Genomic DNA, 18248 nt, shown 5'->3' on the forward strand with positions numbered 1-18248 from the left:
CCCCGCGGCCACCCGCCCGCCCCGGACCTCTACGTCCGGGCCGCCGGATCAGGCGAGGGCGGTGGTTCCCACCGGGCGGCCGGGACCTTTCACGTCGGTTCCCAGGCGGCCGCGCACAGGGACTCGGACACGGCGGATGTGTAACGGGCCGCGGAGAGCCAGTGGGATGCGAAGCCGTCGGCGTCGGCGGGGAGAAGACGGCCGAAGTGGTCGCGTTCGCGTCGGGCCGCCGAGGCGCACAGGGCAGTGAGAAGGCCGGCGGCTGTGGGGAGGCCCGCACGGCGGAGGCGGCGGGCTTCGCCCGAGACGTCGCCGAGCATGCCGAGAGCGGCGCGGCCCGCCGGGACCGTCTGTTCGACGCGTCGCTCCAGAAGGTGCAGGGGCGAGTGGGCACCGGAGTCGCCGGGCTCCGGCGGGAAGGGTTGCACGTGGGCGTCCGGGACCGGAAGGTCGGCGCGGCGAAGACGGTCGAAGCCCAGGTCGATCGTGCCCTCACCGGTGGGGTGCGAGCAGGCGAGGAGAGCGAGCCTGGGGTGGAGCGCGGGTACCAGACGGCCGATGATCCGCAGCCGTGTCCCCGGTGCCGTGGCCAGAAGCATCAGGTTGTCCCGGTGAGCCAGCGCGGGGTCGTCGTCGGCGACCGTGAGCCGGACGGCGATCCCGCCGTCGCACAACGCGAGCAGACAGGCGCCGCCCGGCTCCCGCACGGGGCCGCGAAGTTCGACGTCCAGGAAGAGCAGGTCGCTGCCGCCGGTATCCGGGTCCGCGTAGCGGGAAGTGGACCGCAGAGCCCGTGCGGCCTGTTGAGACGGTGGCACCTCCCACAGGGCGGCGAGCGGCGGCTCCGTCCATGCCGCTCCCCCGGCGGTGACAGCCCTGACACCCTTCCCCGCACCCAGTCTGCCGTCCGGTGAGACCGTCGCCCCCGAGACCGCCAGCCCCGCCCGGCCCAGCTCCCGGTGGGTGAGCGCGCTCTCCCCGAGGCGCACGGCCCGGTCGGCCACACCCAGGGCGCGTCCGACACCGCCGGGGGCGACGTCGCCGACCGTGAGGAGCCGGCCGTCGGGTCCGGCGACCCAGGTACGGACGCCGCCGTGCCCCGAGTCGCTGACCACGGGTTCGGAGAACAGGCCGTACAGACGCAGCGAGCCGTCCGGGCTGTACGGCCTGCGTGACCGACCCCGGACGGCGGCCAGCTCCGCACCGGACGCGGTTTCCACCCGGCGCGCGGTCCCAAGGAGTTCGGCCAAGGCCGTGACGAGGCCCGCTGTTCGGTAGGACGGGTCCCCGGCCCGGGCCGCGCGCAGCAGCGTGACGACGGACAGAGCGGCGCCCGCGACGCGTGGCAGGTGCTGGAGCCGGGCGGTGTGCGCGGTGCGCAGGAGCGCTGCCTGGGCGACCGCGCCGGCCCCGTCGACACCGGCCTCCAGCACGGCCGCAGCTGCCGACCACACGGCGTCGGCCGCGGCACGCTGGGCCGGGCTCGCCACGTCGGGCGCGGACACGGTGTCGTCGGTCTGCGACGCGGATCCGGCCACAGGCGGGTCCGGTTGCCCTGCGGGCTCCGGGGCCGGGTCCGCCGTGGGGGCGGCACAGGCGGCGGCCGCGCGGTGGACGCAGGCCGGCGCAAGGAGACAGCCACACGTGATGGCGTCCGCCGTCGTCACCACGCCGCCCGGGGCGTGCAGGCGCAGATCGGTCTCCTCGTCGACCGCGATCGTCACCGTGTCCCCGTCGCGGTGCGCCGGGCGGGAGCCGAGCTTGGTGACCGCGGCGTCCAGCCGCTTGCGCAGCCGGGGCGAGAGGTCTTCCACCAGGGTGGCCGTGACCTCCGGTGCGACAGGAGGCAACTGGGCGGTGGTCATGCGGTCTTCTCCCCTATCCAGCGGGCCAGTTCGAGTGGGCTGAGTGCCGCCACGGGCATACCGGCGGCCACGAGCTGGCCGGCGACGCCCGTCGAGTAGCGGGGCCGGCCCGCGTCGTCGAGGCTCGCGCACCCGAGGACGTGGGCTCCGGTGGCCACCAGCGCCCGCACCTCGGCCAGCAGTCCGCCGAGCGGGGCGCCCTCCTCGAAGTCGCTGATGACGACGACGAGGGTCCGGGTGGGCACTGTGACCATGCTGCGCGCGTGCCGCATCCCGGCAGCGATGTGTGTGCCGCCGCCCACGCTCACCTCTAGCAGGAGCGAGAGGGGATCGTGCACATGGCCGGTGAGGTCGACGACCTCCGTGGAGAAGGCGAGGAAGTGGGTGCTCAGGGTCGGCACACCTGCCAGCACGGAAGCGGTCAGCGCGGACCAGATCGTGGACGCCTCCATCGAACCGGAGACGTCGGTGACCAGGATCAGGCGCCAGTCGGCGGACCGGCGGGCCCGGCTGCGGAACACCGGCCTCTCGGGAATCACCTGGACCGTTCCGTCCGCCGTCCGGCGGGCGGTGGCCAGATTGGCGCGCAGCGTGCGCGCCAGGTCCAGCCGGCCGCCCGGACGGTGTGTGGGCCTGGCCAGCATGGTGCCGGTGAGGGCGGGCCGCAGCCGGGTGGCGAGCTGCCGGGTCAGTTCGTCGACCAGACGGCGCACCAGGGGCCGGAGTGCCGCCAGGCGCGCCTCGGGCAGGCCGCCCGCGTGGCGCAGGACCGTACGGAGCAGTTCCACGGAAGGGGTGGCGGCGGCCGGGTCGATCTCGGCGAGGACGTCCGGTCGGCCGGTCGCGGCAGCGGCTGCCAGGACCTCCTCGCGGACGCCCGGGCCGAACAGCGCGGCCAGTTCCTCGGACCACTCGCGGACACCGGGAAACGACGCCTCCCGGCCTCCACGTCGGCCACCGCCCTGACCGGGCATGCCGCCACGTGACCCCTCGCCGCGTCCTTGCCCGTACAGCTCGTCCAGTGCGGTCGCCAGGCGGGCGGCGGCGGACGGCAGTCGGTCGGGCCGTCGGCCGAGTACGAGCCGCCACCGGTCGGTGGGCGCGAGGGCCCGTGCGGGGCCGGTCCGGTGGCGCCGGCCTGCGCGGGTACGGGGGCGGAGGGCGTGCTGGTGAGGGATACCGGGGTGGCCGGTGGCGGCGGCGCGGCGAGTTGGTCCGGCTGCGGCGGGAACCGGTCGTCGTGCGCGGGGGACGGGACAGGCAGGCCGAGACCGGTGAGGAGTTCGCGGGCCGCGAGGTCGGCGGCCGTCCGGGCCGCCAGGGCGGCCGGGTCGTCGGCGTCGAGGCCGTCCACCCGTTCGCCGAGCCTCTCCTCGACGGTGTCCAGCAGCCGGTCACGTGCTGCCGGGCTGAGGGTGTCGAAGCCGCCGCGCAGGGCGGGCAGCCGTGTCAGGAAAGCGGTGTCGTCCAGCTCGACGACACGGCGCAGCAGGGGATCCAGGGTGCCGGATCCGACGGTCAGGAGCGGGCCCGCCGCTGTCAGGACGCCGATGAGACGGGCGGTGAGCGTGGCCCGGGATGTGCTGTCGACAGCGCCGTCCACCCAGGAGGCGATACGCACTCCGAAGGACTCGGCCTCCTCGTGGCCCGTCAGCACCCGGACGGCCCCGGCAGCCGCGGCGATCAGCGGGGTGCCGTCGGCGGTCAGCCGGACGAGGGCGTCGGTGAGCCGGATGCCCCCCAACCGGTCCGCGCGCTGGGACAGTTCGAGCAGGGCGCGAGCGTCCTCGGGCTCCTCGGATCCGGTGAGGCCGTCGACCTGACGGACCGCCGCCGAGGTCAGCAGTTCCGCCGCGTGCGCGATGCGGTCGGCACGGGCGGAGACCGCGGGGGAGTCAGGGGCGGCGGTGTCCTCCGCGGTGCCGGAAGCCGGCGGGGTCCCGGGAACTGGCGGAGCCCCGGAAGCTGACGGAGCGTCGGTGGTGGACGGACCCGACAGGTGGCCGGCGTCGATGCGGTCCAGGAGGTCGAGCCCGGTGAGGATTTCGGGAAGGGTGGCACTGGAGGGGAGCACGGCCGTCAGTTCCGTGAGCCGTTCGTCCGCCAAGGAAGGGAGCCCGCACCCGGTTGCCTCGGTGAGGCCCATCACGACCTGGGCGGCCGTAGGACCGCCCTCCGCGCGCTCGGCCGCGTGCCGCTGCCGCAGCACCCCCTCGGCCGCCTGGGCCGGGGTGACGCCGCGGGCCCCGGCCGCGGTGAGCATCGCGGCCGTCGCCGGGGTCCACCCCACCTGCCAACGGGTCGTCAGTCCTTCCGAACCCGCGGCTCCCGTCACCGCCTGTTCCCGCGCGTAGGGGATGCCGCACACCGTCAGCCTGCGCAGGAGCAGTTCGCGCCGTCCGTCGAGGACGGAACGGGCCGGATCGAGCCGGAGATCACGTGGCGTCCTCTCATGGGCGTCCTCCGGGCCGGGGAGCGAGAGCGCCGCTGTCTCGGCTTCCACGGCCGGACCCAGGCCGCTGCGCGGAGCGGCGGGTGCGGGCCGTCCGGTGCGGGCTCCGACGAGTACGCGCTCGAGGGCCTGGGCGACGGCTCGGCCGGTGCCGTAGGTCTCGCCGCGCCCGAGCACCGTCTGCACGGCCTCCAGGAACTCGCCACGACCGGGTGCGGGCAGTCCGCGCAGGCGCGACAGGTCCCCTGCTACCCGGACGACCTCCCGGGCGTCCGCCGGGCCGTAGGGATGGCCCTGTTCGCGCAGTGCCGTACAGACACGGACCGCGGTCCGGATCAGCGTCTCGTGCAGCGCGGGCGGGGAACCGGCGGCCTCCAGAACGCTCTGCTGCCACTCGGGGTCCCTGATGCCCGCCGGGTACCCGGACCGTGAGTCGAGGAGCGGGTACGTGTACGGGATCAGGGAGACCGTGCACGCCACCGCCGAGGCGGCGCCCGCCGCGGGCCCGTCCGCATCCGGCTCCCGAGGGACGGCGGACGTGGCCTGCGCCCGTGGGACGGCTGACCCGGCGGCCCCGGGGGCGGACGGCAGCAGCGCCGGGGTGTGGAAGGCCCCCACCACCACGGCGGGTCGCAGCCCGCTCGCCAGGGCCTCGGCGACATGTCCGCGCATACAGTCCTCGCGCGCCAGGTCCCGGCCGTCCACGCCGTCCGTCGTCTCGGCCTCGTACCGCAGCGCCCAACCGGTGAGGAGGGCGGCGCGGCGGAGTGCCTCCGGTGCCGAACCGGGCGCCGGTGCCTCCACCAGCCGGTCCCACAGGTCGTCGCCGTCGCGGCCGGTCAGCCGGGACCGGAGGGCGGCGGACAACCCGTGGCCCTCGCCCCGCTGAGGTGCGGAGCCGGGGCCCGGGGTGTCCTGTCCGCCCCGGGCCCAGGTCCGGTCGGCCAGCGGCAGATCGCAGGCCACGGCCGGGACGCCGTTCCGTGCCGCCCAGCGCAGGGCGACCAGTTCGGGCGAGAAGTCCGCGAACGGGTAGAAGGCGGGACCTCGTTCGCCGGCCGCCCCGGTCCCGTCGGCGGGCACGGCGGCCAGCGCCACCGGAGCCTCGGTCTCCTCGTGGGCGAGCCAGCCCAGCCAGGGCTGGAACTCGGCCGGCAGCTCGACGAGGAGGACGTCGGGGGCCGCCGCGTCCAGGAGCGCCGGCAGGGCGGCCGCGAGCGAAGGCGCGTGGTGGCGCACCCCGATCAGGAACGGCAGCCCGGGGCCGGTCGCCGCGAGGGCGGCGACCGCTTCCTCCGGAGACGTGGGCCCGGCCGCAGGGCCCCGGGGAGCCCCGGCGGGTGGAACCCCGGTGCCGGGTGACGCGCCAGCGCTGGGCGACGGCTCGGCGGCGGCCCACGTGCCGCGGGTGGTCGACTGGCTCATCCGTCAGCTCTCCAGTACCGCGCGAAGCTCCCACAGGGCACGCCAGGTGGCCGACCCCTGCTCCGCGCGCCTGCGCACCGGACCGTCCCAGTACCCCAGCAGCCGTGCCGCGTCGGCGGGGTCGTCCTTGCGTACGACGCCGAGCAGATGACCGGGCAGGAGGGAGAGCACGTCGCGGTCGCCGGGGAAGTAGGCGGTGGCCAGGCCCAGGGCTCCCGCGACGGACACCGCCTCCGCGGTGCTCATCACCGTCGAGGGGCGCTCCACCTCCCAGCCTTCCGCCGAGCGGCCGTCGCGCAGGTCCCGGAAGGCGGTGACGAGCGCTTCGAGAACCGCGTCGTCCACCTGATAGGCGGCACCCGCCCGTTCGACGGCCGCACGCGACTGGCGCCGGACGAGCGCGGTCTCCGCGTCCACGTCCCCGATCGGGCCCACCGTCTCGAAGTTGAAGCGCCGTTTCAGCGCGGCCGACATCTCCGAGACGCCCTTGTCCCGCAGGTTGGCGGTGGCGATGAGGGTGAATCCGGGAGCCGCGTGCACCTGGGCGCCCTCGCTCCCCGCCAGTTCGGGCACCGCGATCCGCCGTTCGGACAGCAGCGACACCAGTGCGTCCTGGACCTCGGGAAGGCAACGGGTGACCTCCTCGACGCGGGCGACGGCGCCCCGGGTCATGGCGGTGAGCACCGGGGAGGGCACCAGGGCCTGCTCGGTGGGGCCCTGGGCGAGCAGCAGCGCGTAGTTCCAGCCGTACTTGAGCTGGTCCTCGGTGGTGCCCGCGGTGCCCTGCACGGTGAGCCCACTGGTCCCGCAGACGGCCGCCGACAGCAGTTCGGAGAGCATGGACTTGGCGGTGCCGGGTTCGCCGACCAGCAGCAGTCCGCGCTCGCCGGCCAGGGTGACCACGCAGCGTTCGACCAGGGCTCGTTCGCCGACGAACTTCTGCTCGATCACCAGGCGCCGCGGCAGCCCGGCGCCGGGCTGCGCGGACTTCGGCAGGCCGAGTGCCTCGCCCGCGCTGCCCATCACGAAGGTGACGACGGCGCGAGGGGTGAGCTGCCAGCCGGGCGGGCGGGGCCCCGAGTCGTGTGCGGCGAGGAAGGCCAGCTCGGTGGCGTACTGCTCCTCCGGCGGGGTGACCTGGCGGTTCTCCCGGCCGGAGACACCGGCAGGGGGAGCCGCCCCGTCAGGGACCCCGCCCGTGCGGGTGGTCTCGGCGGTCGTGGTGTCGCTCGTCATCGGCGGCGGCCCTTCCGGGGTGCGCGGGTTTGCAGTTCTTCGAAGGCGGGGGCGTCGCCGCCCCTGGCCCGTGCCCAAGCCGTAGCGAACAGTTCGGGTACGGGGAGGTCCGGCAGGGTCCGGGAGGACCCCGCCACGAGGTACAGCCGTTCCTTCCAGGTCTCGAGCGGCAGACCGGGCGCACCGCGTTCGAGCCAGCCGCAGGGGAGGAACAGGGTGCGCCCGGCGCGGGAGCGCCTGGCCTCCACCACGAGGTCGGTGGCGGCGAGCTCCGCCCGTGCCTTCTTGATCCGTGCGGGCTTCCACTCGGTCCAGCGGGCGCAGTTGCGGTCCGTCGGGTCGGGCAGGGCGAGCAGCATCAGGTACAGGGAGGCGGCGTCGGCGCTCAGCCCGAGGGCCGCGGCGGCCTCGGCCACCAGATCCGGCACCGCGCGCGTCGGGTCCTGGGCAGGGTGGTGCGGCGTGCCGTCGGGGGCGCCCGCCGACACCAGGGCGTCGACCTCCTCGCCCAGCAGGGCGCGCAGAGCACGGAGTTCACCCACCCGGTACTGCGCGACGGTGCCCTCGACCAGGCCGAACGCCGGGTCCTGGGGACCTTCCAGACGGGCAGGCCGGATCAGGAGCTTCTCGTGGCTGCCGTGGCCGGCTGCGAGGAGCAGCGCCGCACCGGCCCGGACCAGGCCGTCGGGCCCCGCCCCGCCGGACTCGGGAAGCTGGTGGGCGGCCCGGACCACGGAACCGATCGATCCGCCCGCCTCGGTCCAGTCCAGCCCGAGGTCCAGCACCAGGTCCGGATCGGCGAGGGTGCGGCGCAGGGCCGCGAGCCCGACGGGCAGGTGCGCACGCAGGGGGTGTCCGTACGGCAACGTGTAGGCGAGGGTCCGCAGGGCGGTCAGGGCGGAGGAGAGCGAGCCGTGCGCACTCACCCGGCGCAGGCCGGGCCGGCCGGAACCGTCCTCGACCGGGGAACCCTGGCCCAGCCACGTCCGGGAGCACGCGTTGAGGACCAGGTCGACGGCGCCGGGGGTGGTGTCCGACAGGTCGAGGTCCAGTTCCTCGGGGACGCGGACGAGGGAGGCGAGACGTGACTGCCAGACCTCGGCGGCGGCCGGGACGTCCGGGCCCGTGACCCACAGCTCGGCCGGGTCGCCGGGCAGCAGCGCCCGGACCAGGGCGTGGCGGTCGGCACGGGGCAGGGCGTTCAGCCTGGCCTGGGCCGCCTCGAAGGCACGGGTCTTCGCTCCGAGCAGCCCGAGCGCCTCGGTGCCCGGCTCGTCGACGGCGGCCGACACCAGGGCCGCGGACTGGAGGGGACCGATCCCGGTGGCCGTGTGGAAGGCCTCGGCTGCCTCGGGACGCCAGGGTGCCGCGCCCCGCTCCCGTACGAGGGCGGTGAGCCGGGTGAGCCGGGTGCGGTCGATGCCCTGCCGGTGGACGTGCTCGTGGTCCAGTGTGAAGCCGGCCACGGGACCGAAGACGCCGGTGGGGTCGTGGTCCAGGGCCAGCCAGCGTGCCGCGTCGTTCCGGCCGTTACGGCCGCGCTCGGCGAGGACCACGACGGTGCGGGCGCCCTTGCGCAGCACCTGGCCGAGCCGGTGCACGGCCTCGGGGCGCCCCTGCCCGGGCGTTCCGGCGTACGGCTCGACGAGTTCCACCTGCCGGACCGTGCCCGCCGGATCCGCCAGCGGGCCCTCGGCGAGCGTGTCGAGCAGGACCACGAGACCTGCGCGGTGCTCGGGCGAGGTCGTCGCCGAGGCTGCCCGGTAGGCCAGTTCGGGGAGTTTGTCGAGCAGGGAGGTCCAGTCCAGGGACTGGCCGGGGACGGCGCACTCGTCACGCTGCCAGCCGTCCACGGGAGTGAAGGGGACCTTGGACGGCACGGGCGGGCCGAAAGCCGGCTCCCCGCCGAGGACGTGATTGACGGCGAGGACCTGCCGGATCGCGGTCCACCGGCCTGCCGCTCCCCACCAGCCGCCGGACATGCGCTCGGAACCCCAGCCGGTGGCCTGCAGAAGAGTCGTGTCGTCGCCGTGATCGGGCGAGCGGTCGGAGAACATGTCCTGGACTCGCGTGGTGCTCCGGGGCGCGGCGGGCTTAGGCGGTTCCAGGTAACGGGCGGCCGAGGCGGCCTTGTCCACCGCGTCCCGGACGAGCGCGGTGACGCCCGCGAGGAGCCGCGCGTCGGACACCTCGGGCAGCACCCGGGCGACGGCTTCCAGGCTCACCTCACGCGACGTGGGCCCGGTGTAGTCCTGCACGGCACGGGAGGCTTCCAGCTGCCGGACGACCGCGGTGGCGACCTCCTTGAACAGTTCTTCCGCCCGGGAGTCCGCCAGGTTCCGCAGGGCGGCGGAGCCCTGCTCGTCCCTGGGGCGCATGGCATGCCAGTAGGCGACCGGAGGGACGTAGGGGGTGCCCGCGGCGAGGTTGCTCCCCGTCGAGCCGGTGATGACGGACCAGAGGCTTCCGCCGGTGCCCTCGGAATCGACGGGGTGTGCCTGGACCGACCGCCCGGCAAGGGCCATGACGGGGCGTGATCCGCCGGGAAGGGTGAGGGCGCCGAGCGGCACGGGGGATCCGCCGGGCAGCGGGGCCGACAGGGTGACCGTGTGACCGTCGGGGGTGCCCGCGACGATCCGGTGCCCGTCCGCGGGGGCGGGCATACCCGGTTCGGCCACCGTGCGGCGGACCCAGCGGCCGAGGACCGTGCCGTCCGTGCCGAACGGTGTGTTCTCCAGGCCGGGCTGGAGCGGCAGCACCTGGCAGTGTTCGGTGAGCAGCCGGGTGCCGTCCCGCACCCCGGACTGGAGGAAGGCCGGCAGCGAGGCGCGGCCGTGCGTGCCGCTGACGGGGTCGTACTCCAGCCAGACCCGCCGGGTGCCCTGGTGGCCGTCCCGCCAGTGACCGGTGCCGTCGGAGAGGACGGCGCGCTGCGGCGGGATGGAGGTGTCACCCGCGTGCAGGGCCTTGCCACCGGTGGCTCGGCCGCCGCCGGGCAGTGGCACGCAGACGTCGTCCGAGGGGCCGGAGGAACCCCAGCGGGGGATCTGCTCGCCGGCGACGGTGATCACCTCGGCGGGTCGGTGCGACCAGTAGCCGCGCTGCTTGCCGTCCTCCCACCAGATGACGAGCAACTCGCCGTCGGTGTAACGGAAGGCGGGATGCCGCCAGCGGTCGGCGGTGGAGGGCAGCCGCAGGGTGTGCCGCAGCAGAACGCCTTCGGGACCGACGACGACGGCGCGTTCCCAGGTGTTCAGGATCAGTGCGGGCCAGGCCCCGGTGACACCGACGCCCTCCGCCCGGTGGCTCCGCTGACGCGTGGTGGGCGCCTCCGTGGCCAGCTCGGCGTACGTCTCGTCCAGCGCGGGCCAGCCCAGTTCGTCGAGGACGCCCGTGCGCAGGGTCGAGGCGAGCAGCGGGACGACGTCGTGGGCGTCGAGGAGCCGCACCGCCTCCGGGGCGACCTCCGCGGCCACGGAACGGAACGCCGAGAGCTTGTTGAGGGCGACCCTCAGCCCGGGAAGCCCCCGCGCGGCCGTGTACTCCTCGGCGCATGCGGTGAGCCACTCCCGCACGATTCCGGACAGCACCGGATGCGCCGCCAGTTTCGCCATGACGGTGTCGCCCGGATGCTGGCCCCGTCCGCCACCGAGGCCTCCGACGGTCCGGCTCAGCAGGGCGCGGAACACCGGCCGTTCGGCGACCGCGACGAGATCCCGCGCTCCGGGCGCGGTGTCGGTCAGCCAGGAGCCGAGCGGGACGCCGGGAGCGTGCGCGGTGCCCGTGGCCTGGTCGTCCGGCTCGGCGACGGGGACGCCGTAGGCCAGGCAGAGGTCGAGGAGGTCCAGATCGGCGGTGCGCTGCCAGCGGCCCTGGAACAGCTCGACGGGACGGCCGTCGGCGCGCAGCCGGTTCGCCATCCGGGCGGCCAGGGCAAGGGTCTGCAGGCTGCGGCCGGAGGTGGCCCGGTTGCGTCGGCGGTGCGCCTCCCAACGACCGAGCCAGTCCGCCGGGGAGACCGACAGGTCGCTGAGGGCTGCGGAACCGGAGGCTTCCGGGAGCGCGGTCAGCAGTTCTTCGGCACCGGAATCGGCCAGCAGTACGAGCCAGTCGTGTTCGGCGTCGGTGACCCGGCCGCTCTCGCCGAAGGTCTCCGGGAAGAAGCCGAGGAGCCGGGCGCGTACACCAGCCTCCCGCCGGGCCAGGGCGACGAGCGCGGAGCGGTAGGCCGTCCAGAACGAGGCGGGGGCGCGAACGATTCCCGGGGAAACGATCAGATCGGCCACCAGCTCGCGTTCGGCGGTCTCGCGCTTCAGCCCGGCTGCCTTGACCAGCGCGCGGACGTCCTGCGGCAGCGCCGCGTACGGTGGCATACCGGCGGCGCAGCGCTCGACCAGCAGACGACGGAACTGTGCCCAGGCGTCCGCCGGCGCGAGCCTGGCCACCAGGTCGCGCACATACTGCCGCAGCGCCTTGACGGTCAGCGCGCCGGCGAAGGCGAACTCCAGGAAGACGGCCCGCTGCCGGTCCTCGTCCACGACCAGCCCGTGCACCCGTTCGGCCTCGCGGGCCTTGCCGAAGAAGGAGGCGGCGTAGCTGGTGTTCTCCGCCTGGAGGAAGAGGCGTGCCACCTGCTCGTAGTACGTGGGGAGGAAGTGGGGGACGGCCCGGCCGAGCCGGGTGCCGAGCGCGTCGAAGCCCTCCTTGGCCGCTCCGGCGCGGCTCCGGGCCTGCCGCCCCAGCCGCTCGATGTCCTTGACCAGGGCCAGGGCGTGGTGCCCGTTGGCCGGGTCGTTGACCAGGGCCCAGGCCGGGAAGCCCAGCGTTTCGCGGCGCACCTGGCCCACGACGGGCGTCTCGTCGGTCCGCGCCAGCCCGAGGAACTCCAGGGCCAGGTCCTCGGCTTCGCCGAGCGTGCCGGGCACGAGCCGGACCACGGGGCGGTCGCCGAGGGCGGTGTGCGTGTAGGTGCGGGCGGTCAGCGCGTCGGCGTCCTCCCGGACGGTGGTACCGGCGGGAAGGACCGCGCCCGCGTCCAGCAGGGCTGCCACGCGTGCCTCGGCGGCGGCGGGGGTGGAGGTGCTTTCGCCACGGGCCTGGGAGGGGAGGGGCACCGTGCCCGCTTCAGTCGTGTTCACGTCGGTGTCCGTCTTTGTCGTTGTTGCCGTTTTCGTGGCTGTTCGGACCGCGGTTGTCTTCGTCGTGGTGTTCATGCTGCTTGCTCCTCGTCCTCCACGTCGCGACCGGCGTAGAGCGCCGCTGCCATGCGCATGCCTTCGGACCAGGTGACAGGTCCTACCTCGGCGGCCGTCAAAGCGCGCCCCGCGGGGTCGGTCCAGCCCAGGGGGCCGGTCTCCGTGCCGTACTCGTCGTATCCGTCGTGCTCGCCTATCCAGATGCGGGCTTCGGCGGTGGCACCGTCCTCGACCACCGGGCAGACCGCGTACCCGCCGCGCGACCGGTAGCCGAGCTGGGTGACGCGGCCGTGCAGGAAACGCAGTTCCTTGAACACTCCGCCGGCATAGGTGTCGACGGAGGTGGCGTCCGGGGCGAGGCCCTGCGGCCGGCGCCACACCTCGCGGAACAGCTGCTCCACGTTCTGGCGCACCCCCAGTTCGACCGCGAACTCCCTCAGCTCGTCGAGGTCGTCGAGGAGGACGGGGTGAGGCACTCTGACGACGTCCGGGGTGATGCGGACCGTGTCGCCGTCCAGGTCGACGAGGCCGAGACCGCGCGAGGGGTCGACATCGCGCAGGAACCCGGCGACTCCGCCGTCCGCGCCGGTGACCACCACGTCCCGCAGGGCCGCCTGCCACGCCGGATCGGGCCAGACCCGGGCGAGAACAGCGGTGGGCACGGGCAGCGAACGCACCATCCACTGCTCGACATCGGTCATGCACCGGCGTTCGTGTCGTTCCAGCCATTCGGTCAACTGCCGGAGGCCGACGACCGCCGGATCATCCTTCAGTTTGGCCGGGACGGACTTCAGCCGCCGGCCCTTCCCGTTGCGGCACACCACTTTGCCCGCCTCCAGGGCGACTTCGTAGTCGCCCGCCGGTACCCACCCCATGCGCTGTTCTCCCCGTAGTCCCGGACGCCGCCCGTCCGGCGGCACGTTGATGAGACCCGTCGACGGCGACACACCGTGACGAGTGAGAGAGACTCTAGGGGTACCCAGTGACAATGCGTTCGGGGTCCGTCCGCACGATCGTCCGGCGACGGATCAGCAGCGACCGGGACCGGCCCGCGGCACCGGTCGCCGAGGCGCGCAGTCGTGATGAGCAGGCAGGCGTGGGCCAGGGTGAACCTGGCCATGATCAGCCGCACGGTAGCGGAGCCGGCACCCGGGTCGGCCCGGATCCCCTGGGCGGCGATCTGCGCGGCGGTGACGTCGAGCAACCGCACGAATGTCACGCTCAGCACGACGGGCAGCACCAGCCGTCCCCTGCTTCAGGCCGCGAGCCGTCCCCCGCCCCCGGCCGCGAGCTGCCCCCGCCGGGGGACGGGGAACCGGTCACCGGACCGTGCGGTCCGGCGCGTGGCGTCGCCTCATGAGGCGAGGGCCGCGGCGAGCTCGCCCGGCCGGGCGGCGAACGGGCTGTGGCTGCCGGGCAGGGTACGTACGGTGAACGGGTCACGGGGGAAGGCGCGGTCGGCCTCCGCGATCATCAGGTCCTGTGCGGCCGGTGCCAGCGCCCGGTCCTCGGCGCAGCGCAGGAAGGTTCGCGGAATCCGGCCCCACCGTCCCGCGGTCAGGGTGACCGGAGTCGTCGGGATCGACAGGGGCAGATCGGGGCTCAGCGCGGACCGCCACCGGTCGAAGCGGTCCAGGGGTGTGTCGTGGTAGTGCGTTTCCCGCAGTTCCTCGAGGTAGGCGGGATCCGCCGAGAGCGGATTGATCCGTACGGCGCCCAGGGCCTCGGGGTCGCCGAGGTTCAGGTTCCGGCCCAGAGCGGTGGCGTTCTCGGGCGAGCCCAGGTAGTCGAGGAACCTCGGCCGCCCGCCCGGGACGAACGCGGACAGGTAGACGATCCGGTCCACCAGTTCGGGCGCCCGCTCCGCGGCCAGGGACGCGGGACCGCCGCCCGCGCTGTGCGCGACGAGCACGACAGTTCGATGGTGGCGCACCCGGCGCAGGACGCTCAGTACCGCCTCGGCGCAGTCGTCCATCGTCACGGCGGCGAGCCGTGACTTCTCGGTCAGCAGTCCGGGCTGGCCGGGCAGCAGGTAGCCGGTGGGCAGGGGCGCGTCGAAACCGTGCCCCGGCAGGTCGACAGCCACACTCGCGACACCCGGTCCGGCCAGCGCGCGCTGCGTGGCAGCCCACTGTCCGGAGCCGTGCCAGGCGCCGTGCACGAAAACGAGGACGGTGTCGGTCGGAAAATCATTCTTCATGGCTCCATTCCAGACATGAACCGCAGCGCCATCCATTCATAGATCTGGCAAGTGGCATGGCGATATCTTTGAGGTATTACCGGAAGCCCGTGAGGCGATGGGCTGGAAGGCGGGTCATGGAAGCGCGACACCTGCGGTACGCGGTTGCTCTCGCCGAGCACGGACACTTCGGCCGGGCGGCCGGCGAGCTGGGTATCGCGCAGCCCCCGCTGTCCAAACAGATCGCCGACCTGGAGCGTGAGGTCGGGGCCCGGCTGTTCGACCGCACACGGCAGGGGGTGTTCCCGACCGCCGCCGGCGAGGCGTTTCTCGCGCGGGCACGCCGGGCCCTCGACGAGATCGCGGCGGCCGCGGTCGACGCGGGGAGGGCCGCGCGCGGAGAGACGGGGCGGCTCCGCCTCGGCTTCGTCGCCTCGGCGCTGCTCGACCCGCTGCCCGGCGTCCTGAGCCGGTTCGGCCGTGACCGGCCCGACGTGAGGCTGGAACTGCACGAGATGGCGACCGGTCGCAGCAGCACGGCCCTCGTCGCGGGGGAGCTGGACGTGGCCATCACCCTCGGCCCGCCACGGGGTGCCGGGGCCGAGCATCTCGTGTCCGTCCCGATCGGGCGCGACCACGTGATCGCCGTGATGAGCACGGTGCACCCGTACGCGGGCCGACCGTCGGTGAGCGTCGGTCAGTTGCGGCGACAGCTGCTGATCGTATCGGCCGGCGAGGACGAGCCCGCCGTCGTCGCCGGACTGCGCACGTTGCTGGGCGCGGACTCATCCGCTCTCGGCGGCGCGGCCGTCGCGAGGGACGTACACACGATCATCGGTCTCGCCGCCTCCGGCGTGGGCGTCGGCCTGGGGCCGTCCCGCATGAGAGGGGTCCCACGTCCGGGGACGTGGTTCTGCGAAGTGACCCCCCGCACGCCCCTGCCCGATCTCGTCCTCTCCTTCGGGGCCCGCGACAACTCCCCGGTGCTGCGCGCCTTCCTCGACACCATCCGTGAGAACTGCCCCGACGTCGGTGCCGCACTCGATCACCGGCTCCGGCCCCACACCTGATCGGGGACGGCCCTCGGGCTCGCTGCCGGTGGGCCCGGTCTGTCGACGCCCGCACGGCGTCTTCCACGTCCGAGGGTGCGAGTCGCGTCGGCCGTGGAGGACTTGTGGGTACCCGAGCGGTGGGCGAGGCCACCGCGACCCGGCTGTCCGAGGCCCGTCCGGTGAAGTCCGCCCGCATACGGGCGATCACTTCCCCCAGCCCCAGGAATCGAAGTACGCCGCCGTGCCGGTCAGCCGGGCCGTCATGACTGCGTCCAGACGAGCGAAGTCCTGTGGCGGCAGCAATGGCTCCCACTCCTCCAACGGGAGAACCCGCACCGCGTCATGCTCGTCCGGGTCCAGAACGATGGACCGGATCTGCTCGTCGGTGAGCCTGCCGCCGTCGAAGACGCATCCCGTCGTGCTGAACGGCCATTCGCCCCCTGGAAGCCCGAAGACCGACGCGAGCAGGCGGGGCGGGCCCTCCACCACGAGGCCGGTCTCCTCGTGGCATTCGCGCTGCGCCGTCTGCCACGGCCGTTCGCCGTGATCCGTCGTGCCGCCCGGGAACTGCCAGGGATGCACCTGGGAGTAGGTGGCCCGCAACTGCAACGGCCTGTCGTGCCGGTCGGTGAAGAAGATGAATGCGGACCCCGTCGACTTGGGCACGGTCGACGCGTACTCCTCGACCGGGAGCAGCACGGGCCCGGCCGGCTCCTCGATACGTCGACCAGCCCTGTGCAGCCGCGTCATCCGCATCGATGCCGGGTCGGCGGCGAACCCGAGCTCCCGGTACAGCGGCATTGCGTCCGCGGCTGCACGCAGTTCGAACAACGTCGCTCCGTCCGCCTGAAGGTGGTCCAGAAGGGCGGACAGCAGTTCCCTGGCCAGCCCGCGGTGCCGGTACCTCGGATGTGTGGCGACAGCGTGCACCCGGGCTGCCAGACCCTTCGGGTAGGCCGGTGCGGGCAGCAGAGGGTGGATCAGACCGAGTGCGCACGAGACGAGCGAGCCGTCCGGAGTCTCTGCGACATAGGCACGGGCATCTCCTCCCGGGGCCAGCCGACGGGCGAGTTGACTGCTGCACAAGGCGGTCCACTCCGCGTCGAGGGGCTCGGAAGAAGTGAGTTCGGCCCTCAGGGCGATGATGCCTTCGGCATCTGCGGGACAGGCCACGCGGGCCCTCGGCCGCGCGGCTGCTGTCGGCGTTCCCGCTCGGGGAGCGGGCAGTACGTCTCGGTTCACGGATCCTCTTCTGTCGTGAGTTGTACGGCCGCGTGAGGTGACGCCCGGCGCACAGCCGGCTCTCCGGACGGACTCGGTCCCTTCCGTGCCCTGGCCGACGGGCCTGTGTGACGGACGTAGGACTCGTCGTGTCGCGGCGGTCCTCCGCACAGTTCGCGCTCCGCGTGCGAGACGGTGTCCTTCGCTGCCGTGCTCTTCGCCCCCACGGGGCAGCGCGGTGGGGGGCGGTGCGTGTCACCGTGCTCCTTCGTGGCTGTCGTGGCGGCCTCATCCGGTTCAACGAGTACTCCGACGTCTCGAAGGCGTGCCTTTCAGCCGAGCTTCGAACCCGGTTGCGGCGGCCACCCATGGTGCGGGCCGTCGCTCCGCGACCGGGACTGTTGCTTTGCGGATGGGATCTGCGCTCCGCGAATCCCGACCAGGTGACGCCGAGTTGCGTTCCGGGCGGGAGGTCGCGCCATCCTTGCCGTACACCGCTGTGCCGCGGGAACGTCGCGACGCAGCGAACGGCGAGGAGGCTGTCCTGTCCGTGGAGGGCGCCGTCCGGTGCCGAGCTCCGGACGGTGCTACCGGGAGGCGCGGTATTTGCTTCAGCCGTGGCTGTGAGCGAGACCGGAAGGCGCTGAAGCTCCACGGAAGCGCGGACATGCCTGTCCAGCGCCTCTTTCCGGCCCTTCGTTATGACAGGGGCATGGTAAGTGCGGGGATCTGGGCATAGTGCTGAGGTCCGGGGAGTATCCGCGACCGGCCGGCAGGCCGATGCGATTTCTTCCGACTCTCGGCTCCGAGCGGAACCGAGTTCCCCATCAGCGAAGGGACACCGATGCCGCACTCCTTATGGCTGAAGGCAGCCGGCACCGCCGCCGCGATCGCCCTGGCCACAGCAACGGCGGCGCACGCCGCGCCCGTACCGGAGCCCACCACGGCGGTGAGCGCCGCAGCGGTCGTGACGCTCCGCTACGACGACAGTCGAGCGGTCGGATGGGAGGCGGCGATCGCCGCCGGGGTCGCCTCGTGGAACCAGAACGTCGGCAACGTCAAGCTGGTCGAAGCCGCACCTGGCACCCGGGCCGAGATCCAGATCGTCGCCACCAGCGGCTGGCCCCAGGCGACATTGGGCCCGGTGCGCCCGGGCGGCCAGGTACGGGTGGAGCTCGGCAGCCAGGCGGTGTCCGAGGGGCATGACAAGACCCGCATCGCCGCCCACGAGATCGGGCACAGCCTGGGTCTGCCCGACACCAAGCCCGGTCCGTGCAGTCAGCTGATGTCAGGGTCGAGCGCGGGCATCACATGCAAGAACGCGGTTCCGAACGCGACTGAACGAAGCCGCGTCAATTCCAGTTACGCCAACGGCCTCGCCTCGCGCGCACCCGCCGCCGGGCGGACTCTGGTGGACGCTCCTCGAGAGCTGGTGCGTGACAGGGGCTGAGCTCGAATCTCCGGTGCGGGGGATCGCTCGGTCCGTGGTGATCATGGCGGACCGGGAGGTTCCCGCGCGTCGGCTGTCCATGGGGATCTCCGGAGCCTCGCATGTGGGCAGCCGCGCAGGCTCACAAGCGGGGCGCGGGCGGAGGAGACGGCGGCCGGCCGACCGTCGTGGCG

General features: G+C 73.8%; 10 protein-coding genes. 2 read left to right on the top strand and 8 right to left on the bottom strand.

Annotated features, from left to right (window positions below):
* Positions 1-89: 89 nt before the first annotated feature.
* The 7 genes from P8A20_RS34045 to P8A20_RS34070 all read right to left on the bottom strand — a co-directional run bounded on the left by P8A20_RS34045 (position 90) and on the right by P8A20_RS34070 (position 14373).
* The gene (locus P8A20_RS34045; RefSeq protein ID WP_306104891.1) at positions 90-1865 is read right to left on the bottom strand and encodes a hypothetical protein; all 1776 of its coding nucleotides are present in this window, start codon (positions 1863-1865) and stop codon (positions 90-92) included.
* The gene (locus tag P8A20_RS38835) at positions 1862-2653 is read right to left on the bottom strand and encodes a VWA domain-containing protein (RefSeq protein WP_371934425.1); all 792 of its coding nucleotides are present in this window, start codon (positions 2651-2653) and stop codon (positions 1862-1864) included. Before P8A20_RS38835 ends, P8A20_RS34045 begins: the two co-directional genes overlap by 4 nt.
* Positions 2554-5742 (bottom strand): DUF5682 family protein, encoded by a 3189-nt coding sequence (locus P8A20_RS34050; RefSeq protein WP_371934426.1) that lies wholly within the window; start codon positions 5740-5742, stop codon positions 2554-2556. The genes P8A20_RS38835 and P8A20_RS34050 overlap by 100 nt, the downstream gene beginning before the upstream one ends.
* 3 nt (positions 5743-5745) lie before the next feature.
* The gene (locus P8A20_RS34055; protein ID WP_147960993.1) at positions 5746-6978 is read right to left on the bottom strand and encodes an ATP-binding protein; all 1233 of its coding nucleotides are present in this window, start codon (positions 6976-6978) and stop codon (positions 5746-5748) included.
* Positions 6975-12191 (bottom strand): hypothetical protein, encoded by a 5217-nt coding sequence (locus P8A20_RS34060; protein WP_306104892.1) that lies wholly within the window; start codon positions 12189-12191, stop codon positions 6975-6977. The genes P8A20_RS34055 and P8A20_RS34060 overlap by 4 nt, the downstream gene beginning before the upstream one ends.
* Complete coding sequence (locus tag P8A20_RS34065; protein ID WP_147961305.1) at positions 12188-13048, bottom strand: DUF4132 domain-containing protein; 861 nt, start codon at positions 13046-13048, stop codon at positions 12188-12190. Before P8A20_RS34065 ends, P8A20_RS34060 begins: the two co-directional genes overlap by 4 nt.
* 479 nt (positions 13049-13527) lie before the next feature.
* Positions 13528-14373, bottom strand: coding sequence for an alpha/beta hydrolase (locus tag P8A20_RS34070; RefSeq protein WP_147961304.1), 846 nt, complete (start codon positions 14371-14373; stop codon positions 13528-13530).
* A 116-nt stretch (positions 14374-14489) separates the two neighbouring features.
* On the opposite strand from P8A20_RS34070, the gene P8A20_RS34075 reads away from it, so the two are divergent.
* The gene (locus P8A20_RS34075; RefSeq protein WP_147961303.1) at positions 14490-15422 is read left to right on the top strand and encodes a LysR family transcriptional regulator; all 933 of its coding nucleotides are present in this window, start codon (positions 14490-14492) and stop codon (positions 15420-15422) included.
* 186 nt (positions 15423-15608) lie between these two features.
* On the opposite strand, the gene P8A20_RS34080 is transcribed toward P8A20_RS34075, so the two are convergent.
* Positions 15609-16646 carry a GNAT family N-acetyltransferase gene (locus P8A20_RS34080; RefSeq protein ID WP_306104893.1) on the bottom strand — a complete coding sequence of 346 codons (1038 nt, stop codon included), beginning with the start codon at positions 16644-16646 and terminating at the stop codon, positions 15609-15611.
* 823 nt (positions 16647-17469) lie between these two features.
* Here P8A20_RS34080 and P8A20_RS34085 point away from each other — a divergent pair.
* A complete protein-coding gene (locus P8A20_RS34085; protein WP_147961301.1) occupies positions 17470-18075 on the top strand; it encodes a snapalysin family zinc-dependent metalloprotease in 606 nt (201 codons plus the stop codon).
* Positions 18076-18248: the final 173 nt, after the last annotated feature.

Origin of the sequence: Streptomyces sp. Alt3 (assembly GCF_030719215.1) — a bacterium.
Lineage (GTDB): Bacteria > Actinomycetota > Actinomycetes > Streptomycetales > Streptomycetaceae > Streptomyces > Streptomyces glycanivorans.